This is a genomic window from Microbulbifer maximicatervae (SeqCode) (assembly GCF_052467325.1).
This window is the reverse complement of record NZ_CP174310.1, coordinates 4,588,156-4,607,254: the sequence shown is the minus strand read 5'-3', so window position 1 is coordinate 4,607,254 and position 19,099 is coordinate 4,588,156. Positions and strand designations below refer to the sequence as shown.

The window sequence follows — 19,099 nt, the reverse complement described above, 5'->3', positions numbered from 1 at the left end:
GCTACTCCCCCGAGAGCTAACCTTTGCGGAAATCCAACATCCGCTGCAGCGGGATCATCGCCTTGCGCCCCAGCTCCGGGTCCACAAAGATCTCATTATCCCCACGCTCCAGTACACCGCAGAGGTTCTCCAGAGAGTTCATCGCCATCCAGGGGCAATTAGCACAGCTGCGGCAAGTGGCTCCAGCACCAGCAGTTGGCGCCACCATTAGCTCTTTGTCTGGGCACTCCTGCTGCATCTTGTAGAAAATGCCCTGGTCGGTAGCCACAATAAAGCGCTTCTCTGGGCGGGTCTTGGCAGCATTAATAATCTGCGAGGTAGAACCCACCACATCGGCCAGCGCTACCACAGGGGCGGGAGATTCAGGATGCACTAGAACCACAGCATCCGGATAGAGGGCCTTTAGGTCCTCAACCCCCTTGGCCTTAAACTCTTCATGCACAATACAGGAACCGTCCCATAACAGTACGTCCGCGCCGGTTTCCCGCTGGACATAGCCGCCGAGGTGCTTGTCAGGTGCCCAAAGGATTTTTTCGCCATTGGCATCCAGGTGATCCACTACATCCAGTGCAATACTCGAGGTCACCACCCAGTCCGCCCTGGCTTTTACCGCAGCAGAAGTATTCGCATAAACCACCACAGTGCGGTCCGGGTGCTGATCGCAGAAGTCAGAGAACTCTTGCGGAGGACAGCCGAGATCCAGGGAGCAAGTTGCCTCAAGGGTCGGCATGAGTACTTTCTTGTTCGGGGTAAGGATCTTGGCGGTCTCACCCATAAACTTTACCCCGGCTACCACCAGGGTGTCTGCCGAGTGCTGAGCGCCAAAACGGGCCATTTCCAATGAGTCAGAAACGCAGCCGCCGGTTTCCTCCGCGAGGGCCTGAATCAAAGGGTCGGTATAGTAGTGTGCGACCAATACTGCATTCTGTTCTTTCAACAAGCGCTTGATGCGCTCGCGCCATTCTTGCAGCTCTTCTTCGCTATATTGAGACATTACCGGCTCCGCCAGGTGCGCTTGCACCAAAGAGCGAGAATCTACCTTGTCTGCGGCAATGGACTTATGAGTCATGACTAACTTCCAGTCGCGGAAAAGCGCGCATTATAGCGCAATGAAACGACACCACCACGCACCCTTTCGACAGCAATTTTAATCTGGCGTTACAGGCAAAATAGGCCGAAGGAATTCAACCTGGTCACCTCAGAAAGTACACATTTCGGCAACAGGACTGCTATGGAGATATTGGATACCGTGATAGTTGGGGCTGGGGTATTAGGACTTGCCTGCGCCTACCAATTGAGCCGCGCAGGCCGAAAAGTGATGGTACTGGAGCAACACAATGCCATTGGAACTGAAACCAGCTCGCGCAATAGTGAGGTTATTCACGCAGGCCTCTACTATCCAACAGACAGCTTGAAAGCCCGTGCCTGTGTTAACGGTAAATCCATGCTGTACCAATTTTGCCAAGAATACGCAGTGCCCCATAAGCAAATTGGCAAACTGGTAGTCGCCACCGATAAAGCACAGCTGCCGCAACTCCGAGCCCTCAAAGCCCAAGGGGATACGAACAACGCCGGGGGACTTCGTTTACTGAACACTAAAGAGGCTCTATCTATGGAGCCAGAATTACAGTGTGCCGGGGCCATTTACTCACCGACGACAGGCATTATCAACAGCCACAGCCTGATGCTGGCTCTTGAAGGCGCCACGGAGTCCAAGGGAGGCGAAGTCATACTTGCGAGCAGGGTTGTACGCATTGAAATATCCAGTGGCACCTGCCAGCTGGTGATGAAGGATGGCTACAGACTGACGGCCCGCAACCTCATCCTGGCCGCAGGCCTTCACACCAGCTCACTGATGGGCACAGTAAACAGCGAAGTTATAAAGCGAGAAATTCCCACCACGTATTTTGTTAAGGGCAGTTACTTTACCCAGTCAAGTAAGGTGCCTTTTTCACATTTAATTTACCCTCTACCTGAAAGTGCCGGTCTGGGTATTCACCTCACTCTCGATTTGGCTGGAGGGGCGCGGTTTGGCCCAGATGTGGAGTGGGTTAAAACCATTAACTACCAAGTAGATCCGGGCAAGCGGGATAAATTCTATAGCAGCATCCATCGCTACTGGCCCGGGTTAGAAAGCAATACGTTGCAGCCTGGCTATGCCGGTATTCGCCCAAAGATTGTTCCCCAAGGCGCCCCCACTGGTGATTTTCAGGTTTTTCATAAAAAGCTAAGCAACAGTGCGCAGCTAATGGCATTCTTTGGTATCGAATCTCCCGGTCTGACCTCTTCACTCTATCTGGGAGAGATGATTTCAAAGATTACCGACTAACCCATTACTTATCGCGTGAATACGCATTGTAATCGCGACAATTTTACAATCACAAGAAAGCCAGAATGGAAGTGACTAGAGAGGAAAGAAAACGCTTCAGTATCAACCAATCATTTGGTTATCGCTAAAATACAACTCGATCTACTTGAAAACGAATTCTTTACCTCCAACTTTTCGTATAAGCACATCAATTTTCTGATAGCAAAATATTACTGCATAATTATACCCGTGTTACTTGTACCTAGCTGAGTAGCCGAGGCTGTCTGAAAATCATTAAGCTGGGTGGTAGTGTGGGTATTTAAAGATCCATTTTGGCTGATGGTACTAACACTGCCCAAAGTACCCATTTGAGAGACATCGATCGTATTCATATCTCCATCCTGGGTGATAGTGATATCCGATGAAACTACATCCATTTGCAATACGGTTAGCGAGTTTTGCGTACCAATTTGCGAGGTGGTGACACTGCTGAGATCTACCAGGGTATCCTGAGCGACATCTGCGTCATTGCTCGTACCCGACTGGAAAATATCAATAGTACTACTAGAGATAAGGCCATCCTGTTCAGCATTTACCATATTAGTTGAGCCATCTTGATCCGCCATTATCACGCTGAGTGAGATTGGACCATCTATTTGCATCAATTGAGCACTATTACCGTCACCGGCTTGAAATACTGATGCGGTTGATGAATCTACAAGAATATTTTGGGTGATCTCAGTACTATTCGAGCTACCACTTTGTACAACAGTAGCTGTGGAAGAGGATATTTCTTCTTCTTGAACAACTTCTACCTCATTCATATCACCAGTCTGGCTGACAGTGACAAAACTTTGGGAAACCTGGTCTGTCTGCTCTACAAACAATTCATTATCTGTACCATCTTGCGAAGTATTAATACCACTTCCAGAGACTACATTCGACTGGTCTGTACTCGCCTCATTGCTGGTGCCAGATTGAGTTATGCTGGAAGTGCTGGATGAGACATTAATAAACTGGTCAATGTCAGCATCGTTGGAAGTACCAATCTGTAAAATATTCGCAGATACGGACGATGTCTCAAACTGATTAGCGTCTAAAACATTCTGATCTCCAACTTGACTAAAGGACATGATACTGGAAAAGACCGAAGTAGATTGCTCCGCATCAACATCATTCATATCGCCGCTTTGGGTCGCATTAATAGCACTTGAATCGGTAGCGTCTTCCTGATCTAGATTTACCCTGTTCGAATCGCCGACCTGAGACGAAAATATTGTGCTAAAAGTAACCTGCGTATCTTGCCTGGATTCAAATTCATTATCTGTGCCTATCTGTGTTGCCGAGATAGAGCTACTGTCGATTACATTCTCTTGTATCGTTTCCGCGTCATTCATATCTCCCTGTTGAGTAATAGCTGTAGTAGCCAAATTAACATTCGTATCTTGAATCGACATCGCATCATTGTCGTCGCCAATTTGTATATGCGAAATCAGGCTGTCGGTAGTATTATTTACTTGCTCCGCATCAGAGACATTTCCCGTTCCGTCTTGAATAACCACAATCTGATTATCAGTAACCGTGGGATCTGATTGATTAATTGTGGCCATATTGAGGATTCCCTGCTGGGAAACATCACTTACGTTGCTGTCTGCGGCTACTCCACAGTGTATTACTGCCAATATGGCAGCAGCTAAAGGCTTGATAAATCTCACGAGAAATTCCTTTTAAATAAAAAAACCCCTTAACAAACTATAGATACAAGACTACCTCCCAACAAACAAAAGAGCTCCCAATTTAAAAACATCAACCTTCGCTTATCGTCTCAAAGGATTATCGTAACTCTTACTGGAGGATAGTCCCCACATTTGACATACCATTTTGTGTTGCGGATGCAGTTTGGAAATTATTTAACTGGCTAGTAGTATGATCATTTAAAGTGCCAACTTGAATTGTGTTGCTGGTACTATTTGACGCGCCCATCTGAGTAACATCACTCGAATTCATATCACCATCTTGAGTAATAGAGATATTTAACGAAACAACATTAACTTGTAAAACCGTCAAGGAGTTACTCGTACCGATTTGTGAGGTTGTGACGCTACTGAGTTCAACAAAAGTATCCTGTTCTACATCTGCATCGTTAGATACTCCTGACTGCGCAATATCAATCGTGCTACTAGAGATAAGCCCATCTTGCTCCGCATCCACCGTATTGGAAGAGCCATTTTGATCAATACTGACTGTACCGAATGAAATCAGGCCATCGATCTGCAATACCTGAGAATCATTGTTATCACCGGTTTGAACAACCGCGGTAGAACTGGAATCTACCAAATTACTTTGATTGATTTCAGCATCATTCATACTGCCATTTTGCACAACCCCGGCAATCGTTGAAGAAACTTCGCCCTCCTGGTCCACATCGACCTCATTCATATCCCCCGTTTGATCAACGCTGACCAAGCTAAGAGAAACTATTTCCTCCTGATCTACTAAAAGACTGTTGTCCGTCCCATTTTGGCTGACACTAATGTTACTGGATATAACTTCACTTGATTGATCCACGCTAGCATCATTATCAGTACCCGACTGGGAAATGGTGGCCGTACTGGAAGAGATATCTCCAAACTGGGCTATATCTGCCTCATTGGAGGAACCTAGCTGGGTAATAGATCCTACTGTTGCAAATATGGTATCAAAGTGATCAATATTCGCATCATTCTCACCCCCAATCTGATTTAAGATAATCGTACTCGATGAAACAGTACTCGCTTGTTGAGCATCAGCATCGTTCATATTTCCATCTTGAACCGTGGTAATGGTGCTAGTAGTAACAACATCCTCTTGGTCAATTTCAATCACATTGGAACTACCAATCTGCGTGGAGTTAATGGAGCTCAAAGTGATATCTGTATCCTGCTGCCCTGCAAATTCATTACCCGTCCCTGACTGAGTGGCGACGATGGTACTGGATTCAACACCGGTCTCCTGAATAGTCTCCGCTTCATTCATATCACCTATTTGAATAACAGTTGCCTGGCTGGAGATAACTGTTCCTTCCTGCACCAAATCCGTGAAGTTTGTATTACCAACTTGAGTTGCAGTTAAACCAGAAAATTCAATAAGTGTGTCCTGAAATAACTCAGCATCATTCGCATCTCCTTGTTGAGTCGTAGAAATCAAGCCGACATTGGTATCATTGGCTTGAGCCGAAATCGCCTCATTATCGTCACCAATCTGTATATGTGTAATTAAACTATTAGTCGTCCCTGTCACCTGCTCCGCCTCAGATGCATTGCCAGAACCTTCCTGGATAACCACTATCTGATTTCCTTCAGTAATTGCGTCAACTTGGTTGAGCGTAACCATATTTAGAGTACCCAACTGAGTCACATCACTTGAATTATTATCAGCGGAAACCACGGTATGGATAATGGCCAACATCGCTGCGGCTAATGCCTTTAATAAATTCATTGAAAATCCCTTTCAAATACAAATTGAATTTATAACCTTGAGCTCTAACCAGCACTAATGGAGAGCCCCCCCTAAAAGCCCACTACTACTATTGAACAATATTTCCCTGGTTGCCCGTCCCTATCTGAACAGCCGTAGCCACCTGTCCATCATTTGTCTGACTTGTAACATGAACATTAGAGGTTCCCACTTGAGTAATAGTGGCTAATCCAGTGCTTAACCCCGACTGGGAAACCTCCGCATAATTCATATCACCACTTTGGAAGGTGGTAATAGAGGAAAATAGGGCAAAGCCCTGCGCTACCAACGCCTCATTGAGAGTTCCATCTTGATCAACACTGATAAAACTCGATTCAGTTAGGTCCCCCTGAAATAACTCGGCACTATTTTCACTTCCAAGTTGATTAATTATCCCAGTGCTGTTGAGCGCAAAATCCTCATGGAGCGCCAGTGCAAAGTTCATTGTCCCATTCTGAGTAACAGCGACAGTCCCCTGTATTCCCCCCACATCCACCTGGGCTGCAATACCCTCATTATTTGAACCGGACTGGATAACAGTGGCGCTACCAGCTTCAACAAAATCATCCTGGACCACCCAACCCAAATTACCATCGCCAGACTGGATAATTAGAGCCGTACTCTCAGAGACTTCTGCAATTTGTTCCAGGATTGCTTCGTTCATCAATCCCGATTGCTCAATCGTGCCCGAGTTCAAATCTGTAAGGGTACCCTGCAAAACAGTTGCTTGGTGGGAATCCCCAGTTTGAGTTATCGAGACTGTATTATTGGTACTGGTCGGATTAGACTGGTCCACTGTTGCCAGATGCCCAACACCATCCTGATCAATATCTGTCGTATTATTGCCGCCCATAGAATGGCCACTAAAAGTGAGCGCAGCTATTGCAGTAACTGAAGTCCAAATTTTCATTTAACTAATCCCTTGTACATAGATCTCACCCCTTCTATTTAAACTCCAGGCGTAGCAAAACATCCCAGAAAATAATCTAAGTCAATTCAAATTAGAGTTAAAACCCAGACCAGACAGGAGAGAGTCAATAGGAAGAGAACATGTAACTCCCTAAATAAATCGCTCATATCTCAAGCATAGGAATGAATAAAACACAAAAGAAAAACTGGGACTTTGCAGATACACGACAACTGCCGGTATTCATGCTGATATCGCAAAGCCCCAATTAAATCTATTGAAAAATAAATCCAATATTGGAAGTACCATTTTGCGTCGCGATTGCAGTTTGTGAATCTAGCATTTGCTCCGTTGTATGTTGATTCAAATCACCGATTTGAGTGGTTGTCGCCACACTAAGCATATTTCCCTGCTGGAGTACGCCCGCCATATTATCGGTACCATTTTGAAATATGGTGCCCGTAACTGAGGTGGCAGTAATTTGCCCCAACGTCGCATCATTCGTAGACCCTAACTGAGTAACCGTTGCAGAGGCAAAAGAAGTTCCCCCAGCTTGCTGGGTAACGCCCATATTACCAGTACCAGATTGGCTCACTATGCCAACACTGGTATCTATACCAGTATCCTGAACACCACCACCAAAGTTACCATCCCCTACCTGAGTCACACTTACAGTACTATTGGCAACGCCATTCTGCTGTAGGGCCCCACCAAAGTTGCTGGTACCGGTTTGAGTAATTAGGACCGTACTTGAAGTAACTCCATTTTCCTGGTCTGACTCGATAGCATTCAAATCGCCTGACTGGATAGCAGTAACGGTGGAATTAAAAACCCCCATTAATTGCTCACTATCAAAGCTATTCTGGTTGCCAAACTGATCTGCTGACACCGAGCTAAATTCAACAACACTCTGCTGGGAAATCTGGGCCATATTGTCATCGCCAATTTGATTTAGGATGACACCACTTCCCAATATATCGAAGACCTGCCCCATTATGATCGCATCATTCATATCGCCAGTTTGAGTCACCGCGATACTAGATGCTTCGGTATCAGTCTGGGTGATGGTCATAAAGTTCATCTCCCCAGCTTGATTTAGTTCCTGGGTAGAACCAAGTGATTCAAGTTGCTCCGCTGTCGTATCGTTATTATTCCCAATTTGGTTAATTTCTAGCGAACTTGACTCAGTCATAAACTGCTGGAAAGACTCGGCCATATTGCCATCACCCTCTTGGTAGTGGGTCATGGTATTACTTACGGCATCGCTCGCCTGGGTCGATGACGAAGAGTTTACATCGCCAATTTGGGTGACATCTATCAGGTTCCCTATAGCCGTAGGGTCAACCTGATTGGCGTTCGCTGTATTACCCACTCCCTGCTGATCTATTAACGTCGTATTATTACTGGCCATCGCACTTCCACTCACTGCGGCCAATATAACTAGAGCTACAGGCTTCAACTTCCTCATAATTCAATCCTTCATTAACTATTCAAGCTTTTCTTGGGACTCAAACTAGAGGGCCTCATCAACAACATCGATACCAATAGGCATGTCGGCGTAAGGCATGCGCAAAATCCAATTTAGCGCCATCCCTACTCCAAACCAAAGAGGTGTTAAAGCTCGCCAAACTCGAGCGCTGAGGCAATAAAATTGACACAGGCAATTATGCGAACAACAAATCCCAAGAGGAATTGACATGCACTGGCACAAGGTCACTTGCGATAATGAACGACTGAATATTTAGAAACTATTCTCAAATCGCTGATCATGGGCCGACCAACTACTGGGTAAGAGTTAACGATAAGCGGCGATACAGCTATAAGAAGGAAGTGGGGAAAAACTAGGAACAAAGTTTGGAATTAAATTTCTGTGCCACCGGTAGAGCTTTAATAACTCACTCTTAGCGGATCAAGTCATTCAACAACTAAGAAGATGACTCTCACTAGCCACTTATGTCGCTAATCTGGTGCCAGTAGTACCAGCGCTAGATGTGACATATCCCTTAGATGGATCCGGTCAAGATCTAGAAGCGCCTTAGTGATGAAATAAAATAGATCCAGTCGCACGAATAAATTACTTGCGTTGTCAGCACCTACTGAAAAGCAGCCCCAATAGTCGAGTGAAAATATTTAGCAAACAGAAATAGAAAATTAAATAGATTTTAGAGAAATCTAAGAGAAGTAATTATTACGGAAGTTGAGAAGAGATGGTGGGTCGTGCTGGATTCGAACCAGCGACCAATTGGTTAAAAGCCAACTGCTCTACCAACTGAGCTAACGACCCCCAGGATGGTTGGACTAACTTGGTAATGGTCCAACTTGGGTTGTTTTTACCTTCGCGCAGAAGTGTAAAAACTGGATGGGTTGCCTTGGGCATCCCTGTCGAAAATGGTGGGTCGTGCTGGATTCGAACCAGCGACCAATTGGTTAAAAGCCAACTGCTCTACCGACTGAGCTAACGACCCTTTTCGATGCCTCGTTGTGAGGAGCTGCGTATCTTACGGATCTATTTCGAAAAGACAATACCTAACTCAAAAAAAAATCTAACAAATTTAAGGAGTTAGGTATTTGTTCAAAAAATTGGCGCCAACGGCCAATTAAGGTGCGTAGACCGTGGGGTCCTCCAGGCCGGCCTCTGTGAAGCCGGCAGCCCTCAGGCGGCAACTGTCGCAGCGACGGCAGGCAGCGCCATCTGGCAAGGCTTGGTAGCAGGACACAGTTAAACTGTAGTCCACCCCTAAGCGGGTTCCTTCGGTAACAATATCCGCCTTGCTCATGTCCATCAGCGGCGCACGTATAGACAGCTTGTTGCCCTCGACACCGGCCCTGGTAGCCAGGTTGGCCATCTTCTCGTAGGCCTCAATATATTCCGGGCGGCAATCCGGATAGCCGGAGTAGTCCACGGCGTTCACACCCACGAAAATATCCTGGGCGCCCAACACCTCTGCCCAACCCAGGGCAATAGACAGGAATACCGTGTTTCGCGCCGGCACATAGGTCACCGGAATACCGGAGGTTTCCTCTTCGGGTACTTCAATAGAGTCATCGGTCAACGCCGATCCGCCGATTGAGCGCAGGTCGAGCTTAACCACCTTGTGCTCAACGGCCCCCAAGTCCTTCGCCACCTTCTGCGCAGCCAATAGTTCTGCCTCGTGACGCTGGCCATAATCGAAGCCCAGGGCGTAACACTCGTAGCCCTCAGCGCGAGCCATGGCCAGTACGGTGGCTGAGTCCAGGCCACCGGATAGCAAGATTACTGCTTTCTTTGCTGTCATTTTTTCCTCTTTTCTTGATGTGGCGCAGCGGCGCTTTAGACGCCGGGGATGTCACCCCACAACAGCTTGTGCATTTGCATCTGCATACGCACCGGTAACCCATCTTCCAGTATCCATTCAGCTAGCTGGCGCGGCTGCAGCTGCTCGTAACTGGGGGAGAAAAGCACCTCTCCAACCCGCTCAGGTAAGCGGTACTGATCCAGGGTAAATCGAGCCCAGTCATAATCCCCGCGATCACAGATCACAAATTTGATCTGGTCCTGGCGAGTGAGTACTTGCATATTCTCCATTCGGTTGCGGTGCTGCTCCCCGGAGGCCGGCGTTTTCAGGTCTACCACTCTCGACACCCGCTCATCCACTTTATCCACAGGCATAGCGCCACTGGTCTCAAGGGACACCGCATAGCCCGCATCGCAAAGCGCCTTCATCAGGGGAAAACAATTGGGCTGGGCCAGGGGCTCACCACCGGTAACGCACACATGGCGAGCGGGATGGCTTTGCACCTGCTGCAAAATCTGCTCCAGCGTCATGCGCTCGCCGCCGTAAAAGGCGTACTCGGAGTCGCAATAGGTACAGCGTAACGGGCAGCCCGTCAGGCGTACAAACACCGTAGGAAGGCCACTTTCTCGCGCTTCTCCCTGAAGGGAGTAGAAAATTTCACTGATTCTGAGTGATTCTTTGGAAAGATCGGTCATACACACCCAACACAAAAACGCCCGAGTGGCACATGCCACCCGGGCGCGGGATCATAGGCTTTTTCTGCTCAAAAAACCAGCGATGGCAGTCAGTAGCGGCTGAAGGCTACTGGAAGTTCTCCTGCAGATACTTCTTCGCCAGGTTCGACGCTCTGGCGTCACTGGCTGCCACCTGCTCCAGCAGGTTGCGGGCTTTTTGCTGGTCACCCAGCTGGTGATAAACAGTACCCAGCTTGTAGCGGCCATCCCAGACTTTACTGGAATTCGGGTAACCGTCGAGGAGGGCTACGAACCACTCCCGAGCCTCCTCCAGGTTGCCTTGAACCAGTGCAATCTCACCCAGCCAGTAATTCGCATTCGGGGCGTACTGACCATTGGGGAAGTCCTGCAACAGGCTTTTGAACTCTTCACTGGCGCCGCCGTAATCGCCATTGCGGGCCAAGCCAAAGCTGGACTGGTAGCGGTCGCGCTCGCTCTTGCCGTCTTTCGGGCCCTGGGGTTTAGGCGGCATTGCTGAGCCCCCCTGCCCTTGCATGGACGAAGCACCGCCTTCAGCGGTAGACGGCGGCTGAGCCGCTGGCTCTGTACCACTCAGGCGCGCAATACGCCGGTCCAGATCCATATAATCTTCGGTGCGCTGCTGTTTGAGACGCTTGATCTCATGGCGCAACTCTTCAACTGTGCCACGCAACTCCCGCACTTCCTGCTGCAAAACCTGCATTTGATAGTAGGCTTCGGCCTGGGGATTGCCCTGGGCTCGGGGTGGTGACATACCGGCGCGGGCGAGCTGTGTCGGAGCACCGCTTTCCACCTCATCGGTATAAGTAATGGTCGACTGGTCCTGGCTTTTAGAAGACAGGTCTACAATCGGGGCCTGGGAAAATACCGGCGATGCCGCAGTCATTACTGCTGCGGCGATCGCTAGTTTTCTAATCGTTAAAGCCATTGGCATCCATTTTTACGATTAGTTAATAACAACGCGACGGTTCATCGCACGGGCAGATTCGTTAGAACCCATTTGAGCCGGACGCTCTTCACCGTAGCTGATTACTTCCAGGTTAGCTGCGTCTACGCCTTGCAGTACCAAAAAGTCGCGAACGGCATTGGCACGACGCTCACCCAGAGCCAGGTTGTACTCGCGAGTACCCAGTTCGTCAGCGTGGCCTTCCAGGCGAACAGAACCGGTGGCAGCGCGCATACGGTCAGCGTGACGGATCAGCAGCTCACGGGTTTCGGGCTTCAGCAGGGACTGGTCGAAATCGAAGTAAACCACGTTTTCAAGAGGTGCAACTGTCTCGGTTGGCGTGGTATCAAAATCGGTGGTTTCAACCGCAGTTTGATCTGCCTGGTCCAGGGTCTCCTGGCTGCCTTCGGTGGTGTCAGTGCTGCTACAACCAGCCATAACTGCCAATACACAGGCTAACCCAAGGCCTGTTTTTACTGATTTCAACATAAGCTACTCCGCTTTATATATAGTGTTATCGAAAATCCTGAAAGATTTCTACTTGCTCTAATTCACACCCTTCGCTTAAGCGCGTCGGGCACCCCCGCCTTATTCAAAGTACGGCGACCAGGCCGGTTCACGGACATCACCCCTCTGAGAGGGCAGGTTGTACTTCACCCCGGCATCCAGCGACACCGCTGCCAGAATACCTTTATCCCCACGTTTGGTAGCGTACATCAACATGGCCCCATTCGGCGCGATACTAGGGGATTCGTCCAGCGTGGTTTCCGTAAGGACACGCACTCTGCCCGAGTTGATATCCATCGTAGCGATGGTAAATACGCCCCTATTACGATGCACCATCACCAGTGTCTTTCCATCGGGAGAAACACGGGGCCGCGCATTGTAATCGCCATCGAAGGTTAAGCGGTCGACTTGACCAGTGGCAAGAGTCAATTGGTAAATTTGTGGCTTCCCTCCCCTATCGGAGGTGAAAATCAGTGATTTACCATCTGGCATCCAGTTCGGCTCGGTATCAATGGAGAAGTGCCTTGTCATTCTTGTCAGCTTATTACTGACCAGATCCAGCACATAGATCTCCGGGTTGCCGTCCTTGGAGAGCACCATCGCCAGTTTGGTTCCATCCGGGGACCAGGTCGGCGAGCTGTTGATGCCCTTGAAGTTAGTCAACTGTTTGCGCGCACCGGTGCGCAGGTTCTCGCGGAAAATTGCCGGGCGGCCGGTTTCAAAGGAGACGTAGGCGAGTTCCTGGCCATTGGGGGACCACATGGGAGACATCACCGGCGCGCTGAAACGGCGGATCTGCTTGGCGCGAGCACCATCGATATCGGCACGCATCAACAGATAGCTGGGCTTGCCGCCACGGGTCTCTTCCTGCACGTACACCATTTCGGTGGAGAAGGCACCGCGAATACCGGTGATAGCCTCAAAGATCTCATCGGCGGCGCGGTGGGCGATATCCCGCAGCTGGGTCTGGCCGCCACGCACCTGTTTGGTAAACATCTTGTGCTGGCCGAAAACATTGACCAGATCAAAAGTAAGCAGGTAACCGGTGGCCTGCGGCTCAATGCGGCCGGTCACTATGTACTCGGTGCCGAGAATTCGCCAGTCCCGGAATACCACGTCTTCCGGGGCCTTGGGGAAAGACAGCATGTCCTCCTTGGGCACCGGGGAGAAAAGGCCACTGCGTCGCAGGTCTGCGGAAATAATCCCGGAAACATCTTCCGCCAGTACCCCGCCACCAGACCAGCTGAATGGGGATACGGCGATCGGCGTGGGGTCATCGATACCACTGGTAATATCCACCACCAGCTGGGCTCGGGCCCCCAGACTCACCGAGGCGATTGCAATAATAACGACTGTCTTCAGTAAACTCTTGATCATTGGCGCAGATCTTCGACTTTAAAGTTCAAAATGGTTGTGCGGACTTCCCGCTCGAATATCACCGGTTCCTTTTGGGCCAGCTCGGCCACTTCGGGAAATACTTCCACCTTTTTAATGGCGGTCAGTACCGAGCGATCCAGGGCGGCATTACCACTGCCCTCGACGATATTAGCTGCCACCACCCGACCGGTGGGGACAAAGTTTATTTTTACCTTGGTAAGCATACCGTTTCGGGCACTGGGCGGGCGACTCCATACCGCCTCAATCTGCTGCTGAATCGCCTGGCCAACGGACATCACCGCTTGCTCGGCCTCATTCGCATCCAGCAGATCCTCTTCATCCTGAAGTGCCTCATCAAAAGAACTCTGGCGCTCTTGGGCCAGCTTCTCCTTCAGCTCTTTTTCTTTGCGCGCCTTCTCTTGCTGCTCTTTCTCGCGGCGGGCCTTTTCTGCCTGCGCTTTGCGATCTGCTTCGGCTTTTGCCTTGCGTTTCTTTTCCGCCTCGAGCTTTTTCTTCTGCTCCAGGGCTGCGCGGCGCTTACGTTCGACCTCAGCCTTGCGTTTTTGCTCCGCCTCGCGCTCAGCACGCTGTTTTATTTTATCGACCTTTTTCGGCAGTTTCTTCTTCGGTGTTGCCGCTTCAATCGTCACCAGCTTGGCCTGCACAAACTTCGGCATCGGTTTGCGCTCGGGCATACTGCTGGCTTCCCAGCCGTAGGTCATGGCAGCTATCAACGCCCCGTGTAACACGAGGCTGATGATAATCGCCAATGCATAAAAGCCTTTATTCACCGGCACCCTACCCCTGAGGTGGCTCTGTCACCAGGCCGACGCTGGGCGCTCCCGCCTGCTGCAGTTCGGTCATGGCATTGACGATCAGGCCATAGCGGGCCTCGGTGTCACCCCACACCAAAACCGGAGTTCCCGGCTTTTGGCGCAACACCTTAGCAACCGTTTGTTTAATCTCTTCGAGCGGCTTGGCACTCTTCTCGTCAGTCCCCAGATTTAGGTAATAGGTGCCATCGGAGCGCACAGAAATAATCAGCGGCTCCTCATCGGTTTCCTCCATCGGCGCCGAGGGCGCGTTTGGAAGGTCGACTTTGACCCCCTGCATCAACAATGGTGCCGTGACCATAAAGACAATTAGCAGCACCAGCATTACGTCAATGTAGGGCACCACATTGATCTCGGAGACCAGCTTCTTTTTGGTTCCCTTGCGAAACACACTCATAGGGTTCGCCTATTCACTACTCAGCCGGAATGCACTTTGCGGTGCAGGATAGAGGAAAACTCCTCGGCGAAAGTTTCGTAGCTGGACAACAGCGACTCCGCCTTGGCGGAATAGCGGTTAAAAGCCATCACCGCAGGAATTGCTGCAAACAGGCCCATAGCCGTAGCCACCAACGCTTCACTGATACCGGGTGCGACCGTGGCAATAGTGGCCTGGTGCATAGTAGCGAGACCACGGAAAGAATTCATAATCCCCCACACAGTGCCAAACAGGCCGATATAGGGACTGACAGAGCCTACGGTTGCCAGGAACGGCAGGTTCATTTCCACCTTTTCCTGCTCCCGGGACATAGCCACACGCATGGCCCGCTCAGTGCCTTCCATCACCGCTTCAGGGCCGCTGCTGCCCTGTTGGCGCAGGCGGGTAAACTCGGTAAAACCGGCGCGGAAAAGGGACTCAACACCATCCGTCTTGCCTTTTTCCGCCCGCTCGTTACCTTCGCGGAAGAGTTTGTTCAGGTCGGCACCGGACCAAAAACGGCGCTCGAAATTGTTCAGGGAGCGCTTGGCCTGGGACAGGTAGAGCCCGCGCTGGATAATCATCACCCAGGACACCACAGAGGCCAGTAACAGCAGCAGCATTACTAACTGTACCAACAGGCTGGCGTTCTGGATTAGCCCCCAAAGAGAAAGTTGTTCACCGGCGTTCATCTTCTTAAATAACTGCCTTTAATGCTGAATAAATAGGTTCCGGCAGGGCACAGGGCCTGCGGCTGTCGTCAGCGACACAAGCAACTTTGACCACACCTTCGCAAATTAGCTCATCGCCGCGCCAGATTTTTTGCTCAAAAGTCACTGCGGCCCGCCCCAGTTTGCCAATCGAGGCCGTAGCGCGCAATGCATCATCAAGAAGTGCGGACTTTCGATACTGAATCTCGGCGGAGTGCACCACCAGTAACAGACCCTGTTCTGGCATCGCCGGCTTATCATACCCGAGGGAGCGCAGCAGTTCTGTGCGCGCGCGCTCCATATACTTCAAATAATTGACGTAATAAACGATACCACCTGCGTCGGTATCCTCGATATAAACCCGCAGCGGAATACTGAAAACTTCCTTCACCCCATCCTCTCTCTACTTATTATCTGGCTTCGGCAGGCCGAAGTGCTCATAGGCGAGGCCGGTGACCACCCGTCCCCGTGGCGTACGGGTGATATAACCCTGCTGGATCAGATAGGGCTCCAACACATCTTCCAGGGTATCCCGCTCTTCACTGACTGCTGCAGCGAGACTGTCCACCCCCACCGGTCCACCATCGAACTTCTCAATCATGGCCAGTAGCATACGGCGATCCAGCTGATCGAAACCACGGGAATCCACATTGAGCATATTGAGGGCGGCATCGGCAATTCCGGAATCCACGGCACCATCACCTTTAACCTCCGCGTAGTCGCGCACGCGGCGCAGCAGGCGGTTGGCTATTCGGGGGGTACCCCGAGCTCGACGGGCAACTTCGAGAGCACCACCTTCATCCATCTCCACTCCCATCAGGCCAGCGGAGCGACGGACAATACTGGTGAGATCTTCAACGTTATAGAACTCAAGCCGCTGAACAATGCCGAACCGATCCCGCAGTGGCGAGGTAAGCAGCCCCGCCCTGGTGGTGGCACCCACCAATGTGAAAGGTGGCAGGTCGAGCTTAATCGAACGCGCTGCAGGTCCTTCGCCGATCATAATATCCAACTGGTAGTCTTCCATCGCCGGATACAGTACCTCTTCCACATGGGGGCTGAGGCGGTGGATCTCATCGATAAAAAGCACATCTCCCGGCTCCAGGTTGGTCATCAACGCAGCCAGATCGCCAGCCTTCTCCAGTACCGGGCCCGAGGTGGTCTTAATGGCCACTCCCATTTCGGCGGCGATGATATTTGCCAGGGTGGTTTTACCCAGCCCCGGTGGTCCGAATACCAGGGTGTGATCCAGGGCCTCTTTGCGCAGCTTGGCAGCCTGAATAAAGATCTCCATTTGCTCCCGCACCACTGGCTGACCCACATAATCATCCAGGGTTTTGGGGCGCACGGCGCGGTCGTACTGCTCTTCCTGGCCCGAGGGGCCCACGGGCTCCGGTGCCACCAAACGGTCGGCTTCGATCATTGCAACAACTCCAGGGCCTCAGATTAAGCGGGGGCCATTCCCTTAAGGGCCAGGCGAATCAAAGTCGCACTATCGGCATCCGGCTGCTCCTTGCTGGCGCGGGCCACCATTTTGCTGGCTTCAGTGGGCTTGTAACCCAGAGCCGCCAGGGCGCTCTCCGCTTCACCGGTGTGATCCACCTTGGGCTCGGCAGCAGCGGCCATCAGGGGGATATCGTTGGCATCGCCAAAATCCGGGGTCAATTTATCCCGCAGCTCCACAATCAGGCGCTCGGCAGTCTTTTTACCGACGCCGGGGACTTTGACCAGCGCCGCTACATTATCCTCCGACACACAGCGGGCCAAGGCAGCGCCGTCCAGCCCGGATAAAATAGCCAGGGCCATCTTGGGGCCCACTCCACTCACCTTGATCAGGGTGCGAAACAATTTGCGGTCCCCATCGCGAATAAAGCCATATAACTGCTGGGCAGTTTCGGATACCGCTAAATGAGTGTGCAGCTGTACCGGCTGCCCCAGTGCGGGCAGTTCAAAAATTGTGGTCATGGGTGCGAGCACTTCATAGCCCACCCCCTGTACATCCACCAACAGCAGAGGTGGCTGCACTGCGGCCAGGGTACCGCTCAATCTTCCAATCATGTGTTATTCCAGGTTTATATTGTCTGCGCCCTTTACGGGGCCAATTCTACCAGCCGATCACACGCTCAGGCGGCCGCGACGAAAACGACTGCGCGCACCGCCAGCGGTAAATACCAGGGTTTGCTCGGTATGCATATGACACAGAGCCACGGCCAGCGCATCGGCGGCATCCTCCTGGGGCGACGCAGGTAGGGACAGCAGGGTTTTTACCATGTGCTGGACCTGCAATTTATCCGCTCCACCGTTACCGACCACTGCCTGCTTCACTTTGCGAGCTTCATATTCGGCTACTGCCAGACCGCTATTTGCCCCTGCCACAATAGCTGCCCCCCGGGCCTGTCCCAATTTCAAGGCGGAGCCGGCGCTCTTGGACATAAAAACATTTTCAATTGCCATCTGAGCAGGCTGGTATTGCTGGGCAATCTGGCTCACGGCATCAAAAATCAGTTTGAGACGCTCAGGCAGGGGACCTTCGGGAATACGAATGACCCCACTGGCCACATAGCGAGCCTTGCCCCGCTCCACATCGATAATTCCATAGCCCGTTTTTCGCGAGCCGGGGTCAATACCCAGGATTCGGGTCAAAAGGCAGCTCCCCAAATATCTGTATGTTTATATAGTGGTGGGAGTGTCCCAAGGTGAACAGGAAGCGTCAAGGGAGGGGGAGTAAGAAGGGCTTGAAAAGATAAAAAACCAGAGGCGGGACAGTAGCCGCCTCCAGTTACGGAACCGGCCTTAGCCCAGTTCCTCCATCACCTCTGCCGGAATATCCGCATTAGTGTAAACGTTTTGCACATCATCCAAGTCTTCCAGCATCTCGATCAGAGCGAGTACTTTTTCAGCACCGTCTTTATCCAGCGGAATCGTGGTGGACGGAATCATGGCAATTTCGGCACTGTCCGGGGTAAAACCAGCTGCAACCAGGGCGTCCTTAACCGTCAGGTAGTCCTGGAATTCAGTGGTAACTTCAACACTGCCGTCATCGTTGGATTCGATATCCTCAGCCCCGGCTTCGAGAGCTGCGTCCATCAACGCATCTTCATCCACTCCGGTCTCGTAGAACATCTGACCTTTGCGGGCAAACAGATAGCTAACGGAACCGTCGGTACCCAGGTTGCCACCGCGCTTGGTGAAGGCGTGACGCACTTCAGCCACAGTGCGGTTGCGGTTGTCAGTCAGGCACTCCACCAAGACCGCTACACCACCAACGCCGTAGCCCTCGTAAACTACGGCTTCGTAGTTTTCACCATCCGCATTGCCAGCGCCTCGAGCGATAGCTTTGTCGATGGTATCGCGCTTCATATTGGCGCCCAAAGCCTTATCGATAGTGGCGCGCAGCGCCGGGTTATCGTCCGGGTTTGGACCCGATTTGGCGGCTACCGTCAACTCGCGAATGATCTTGGTAAAGACCTTGCCCCGCTTGGCATCCTGAGCTGCTTTGCGGTGCTTAATATTGGCCCATTTACTATGTCCGGCCATTTTCCGTCTCTCTTCAGTCAGTGCGTAGGATGAGCCAAAGAGCGAAGCGAATCGCCCATCACTACGATTGGATAGG

At 51.0% G+C, this 19,099-nt stretch carries 19 protein-coding genes and 2 tRNA genes; 1 reads left to right on the top strand and 20 read right to left on the bottom strand.

What is annotated here, in order from left to right:
* Positions 1–16: 16 nt before the first annotated feature.
* Positions 17–1,069 carry a quinolinate synthase NadA gene (gene nadA, locus ACJJIE_RS20610; RefSeq protein ID WP_282934217.1) on the bottom strand — a complete coding sequence of 351 codons (1,053 nt, stop codon included), beginning with the start codon at positions 1,067–1,069 and terminating at the stop codon, positions 17–19.
* A gap of 162 nt (positions 1,070–1,231) precedes the next feature.
* On the opposite strand from nadA, the gene ACJJIE_RS20605 reads away from it, so the two are divergent.
* Positions 1,232–2,329, top strand: a complete 1,098-nt coding sequence (locus tag ACJJIE_RS20605) for an NAD(P)/FAD-dependent oxidoreductase (RefSeq protein WP_444892821.1) — start codon at positions 1,232–1,234, stop codon at positions 2,327–2,329.
* A 209-nt stretch (positions 2,330–2,538) separates the two neighbouring features.
* Here the strand turns inward: ACJJIE_RS20605 and ACJJIE_RS20600 are convergent, their stop codons facing one another.
* From ACJJIE_RS20600 to ACJJIE_RS20510, 19 genes are all read right to left on the bottom strand, one after another.
* A complete protein-coding gene (locus tag ACJJIE_RS20600) occupies positions 2,539–4,023 on the bottom strand; it encodes a hypothetical protein (RefSeq protein ID WP_444892820.1) in 1,485 nt (494 codons plus the stop codon).
* Between the two features lie 130 nt (positions 4,024–4,153).
* Positions 4,154–5,785 (bottom strand): hypothetical protein, encoded by a 1,632-nt coding sequence (locus ACJJIE_RS20595; protein WP_444892819.1) that lies wholly within the window; start codon positions 5,783–5,785, stop codon positions 4,154–4,156.
* A gap of 88 nt (positions 5,786–5,873) precedes the next feature.
* Entirely contained in the window at positions 5,874–6,713 is an 840-nt protein-coding gene (locus ACJJIE_RS20590) for a hypothetical protein (RefSeq protein ID WP_444892818.1), read from the bottom strand.
* A gap of 271 nt (positions 6,714–6,984) precedes the next feature.
* Positions 6,985–8,178: a hypothetical protein gene (locus tag ACJJIE_RS20585; protein ID WP_444892817.1), complete on the bottom strand. Its 1,194-nt coding sequence runs from the start codon at positions 8,176–8,178 to the stop codon at positions 6,985–6,987.
* Between the two features lie 740 nt (positions 8,179–8,918).
* Positions 8,919–8,994: transfer RNA gene (locus tag ACJJIE_RS20580), tRNA-Lys, on the bottom strand.
* Between the two features lie 105 nt (positions 8,995–9,099).
* Positions 9,100–9,175, bottom strand: a tRNA-Lys gene (locus ACJJIE_RS20575).
* 132 nt (positions 9,176–9,307) lie between these two features.
* Complete coding sequence (queC, locus tag ACJJIE_RS20570) at positions 9,308–9,985, bottom strand: 7-cyano-7-deazaguanine synthase QueC (RefSeq protein WP_282934224.1); 678 nt, start codon at positions 9,983–9,985, stop codon at positions 9,308–9,310.
* A gap of 35 nt (positions 9,986–10,020) precedes the next feature.
* Positions 10,021–10,680 (bottom strand): 7-carboxy-7-deazaguanine synthase QueE, encoded by a 660-nt coding sequence (gene queE / locus ACJJIE_RS20565; RefSeq protein WP_282934225.1) that lies wholly within the window; start codon positions 10,678–10,680, stop codon positions 10,021–10,023.
* Between the two features lie 106 nt (positions 10,681–10,786).
* The gene (locus tag ACJJIE_RS20560) at positions 10,787–11,626 is read right to left on the bottom strand and encodes a YbgF trimerization domain-containing protein (protein WP_444892816.1); all 840 of its coding nucleotides are present in this window, start codon (positions 11,624–11,626) and stop codon (positions 10,787–10,789) included.
* Positions 11,627–11,644: 18 nt separating this feature from the next.
* Positions 11,645–12,133, bottom strand: a complete 489-nt coding sequence (locus ACJJIE_RS20555; protein WP_444892815.1) for an OmpA family protein — start codon at positions 12,131–12,133, stop codon at positions 11,645–11,647.
* A gap of 99 nt (positions 12,134–12,232) precedes the next feature.
* On the bottom strand, positions 12,233–13,528 hold the full coding sequence (tolB, locus tag ACJJIE_RS20550) for a Tol-Pal system beta propeller repeat protein TolB (protein WP_444892814.1): 1,296 nt from the start codon (positions 13,526–13,528) through the stop codon (positions 12,233–12,235).
* Positions 13,525–14,319, bottom strand: coding sequence for a cell envelope integrity protein TolA (gene tolA, locus ACJJIE_RS20545; RefSeq protein WP_444892813.1), 795 nt, complete (start codon positions 14,317–14,319; stop codon positions 13,525–13,527). The genes tolB and tolA overlap by 4 nt, the downstream gene beginning before the upstream one ends.
* Before the next feature lie 7 nt (positions 14,320–14,326).
* Positions 14,327–14,758, bottom strand: a complete 432-nt coding sequence (gene tolR / locus ACJJIE_RS20540) for a protein TolR (protein ID WP_444892812.1) — start codon at positions 14,756–14,758, stop codon at positions 14,327–14,329.
* 20 nt (positions 14,759–14,778) lie between these two features.
* Positions 14,779–15,468, bottom strand: a complete 690-nt coding sequence (gene tolQ / locus ACJJIE_RS20535) for a protein TolQ (protein ID WP_413664412.1) — start codon at positions 15,466–15,468, stop codon at positions 14,779–14,781.
* Positions 15,469–15,472: 4 nt separating this feature from the next.
* A complete protein-coding gene (ybgC, locus tag ACJJIE_RS20530; RefSeq protein WP_282934233.1) occupies positions 15,473–15,877 on the bottom strand; it encodes a tol-pal system-associated acyl-CoA thioesterase in 405 nt (134 codons plus the stop codon).
* 12 nt (positions 15,878–15,889) lie between these two features.
* Positions 15,890–16,909: a Holliday junction branch migration DNA helicase RuvB gene (ruvB, locus tag ACJJIE_RS20525; protein WP_444892811.1), complete on the bottom strand. Its 1,020-nt coding sequence runs from the start codon at positions 16,907–16,909 to the stop codon at positions 15,890–15,892.
* Between the two features lie 23 nt (positions 16,910–16,932).
* Positions 16,933–17,544, bottom strand: coding sequence for a Holliday junction branch migration protein RuvA (gene ruvA / locus ACJJIE_RS20520; protein WP_282934234.1), 612 nt, complete (start codon positions 17,542–17,544; stop codon positions 16,933–16,935).
* 57 nt (positions 17,545–17,601) lie between these two features.
* Positions 17,602–18,129, bottom strand: a complete 528-nt coding sequence (gene ruvC, locus ACJJIE_RS20515; protein WP_413664410.1) for a crossover junction endodeoxyribonuclease RuvC — start codon at positions 18,127–18,129, stop codon at positions 17,602–17,604.
* A 150-nt stretch (positions 18,130–18,279) separates the two neighbouring features.
* Entirely contained in the window at positions 18,280–19,023 is a 744-nt protein-coding gene (locus ACJJIE_RS20510) for a YebC/PmpR family DNA-binding transcriptional regulator (RefSeq protein ID WP_444892810.1), read from the bottom strand.
* Between the last annotated feature and the right edge of the window lie 76 nt (positions 19,024–19,099).

Bases quoted from the DNA above. Each gene is read 5' to 3' on its own strand.
- ACJJIE_RS20555 (WP_444892815.1), bottom strand. From the start codon at position 12,133: ATGTTGAAATCAGTAAAAACAGGCCTTGGGTTAGCCTGTGTATTGGCA.
- nadA (WP_282934217.1), bottom strand. From the start codon at position 1,069: ATGACTCATAAGTCCATTGCCGCAGACAAGGTAGATTCTCGCTCTTTG.
- tolB (WP_444892814.1), bottom strand. From the start codon at position 13,528: ATGATCAAGAGTTTACTGAAGACAGTCGTTATTATTGCAATCGCCTCG.
- ruvA (WP_282934234.1), bottom strand. From the start codon at position 17,544: ATGATTGGAAGATTGAGCGGTACCCTGGCCGCAGTGCAGCCACCTCTG.
- ACJJIE_RS20590 (WP_444892818.1), bottom strand. From the start codon at position 6,713: ATGAAAATTTGGACTTCAGTTACTGCAATAGCTGCGCTCACTTTTAGT.
- ACJJIE_RS20595 (WP_444892819.1), bottom strand. From the start codon at position 5,785: ATGAATTTATTAAAGGCATTAGCCGCAGCGATGTTGGCCATTATCCAT.
- ACJJIE_RS20605 (WP_444892821.1), top strand. From the start codon at position 1,232: ATGGAGATATTGGATACCGTGATAGTTGGGGCTGGGGTATTAGGACTT.
- ACJJIE_RS20560 (WP_444892816.1), bottom strand. From the start codon at position 11,626: ATGGCTTTAACGATTAGAAAACTAGCGATCGCCGCAGCAGTAATGACT.
- tolR (WP_444892812.1), bottom strand. From the start codon at position 14,758: ATGAGTGTGTTTCGCAAGGGAACCAAAAAGAAGCTGGTCTCCGAGATC.
- queE (WP_282934225.1), bottom strand. From the start codon at position 10,680: ATGACCGATCTTTCCAAAGAATCACTCAGAATCAGTGAAATTTTCTAC.
- tolQ (WP_413664412.1), bottom strand. From the start codon at position 15,468: ATGAACGCCGGTGAACAACTTTCTCTTTGGGGGCTAATCCAGAACGCC.
- ACJJIE_RS20510 (WP_444892810.1), bottom strand. From the start codon at position 19,023: ATGGCCGGACATAGTAAATGGGCCAATATTAAGCACCGCAAAGCAGCT.
- ruvB (WP_444892811.1), bottom strand. From the start codon at position 16,909: ATGATCGAAGCCGACCGTTTGGTGGCACCGGAGCCCGTGGGCCCCTCG.
- queC (WP_282934224.1), bottom strand. From the start codon at position 9,985: ATGACAGCAAAGAAAGCAGTAATCTTGCTATCCGGTGGCCTGGACTCA.
- ACJJIE_RS20585 (WP_444892817.1), bottom strand. From the start codon at position 8,178: ATGAGGAAGTTGAAGCCTGTAGCTCTAGTTATATTGGCCGCAGTGAGT.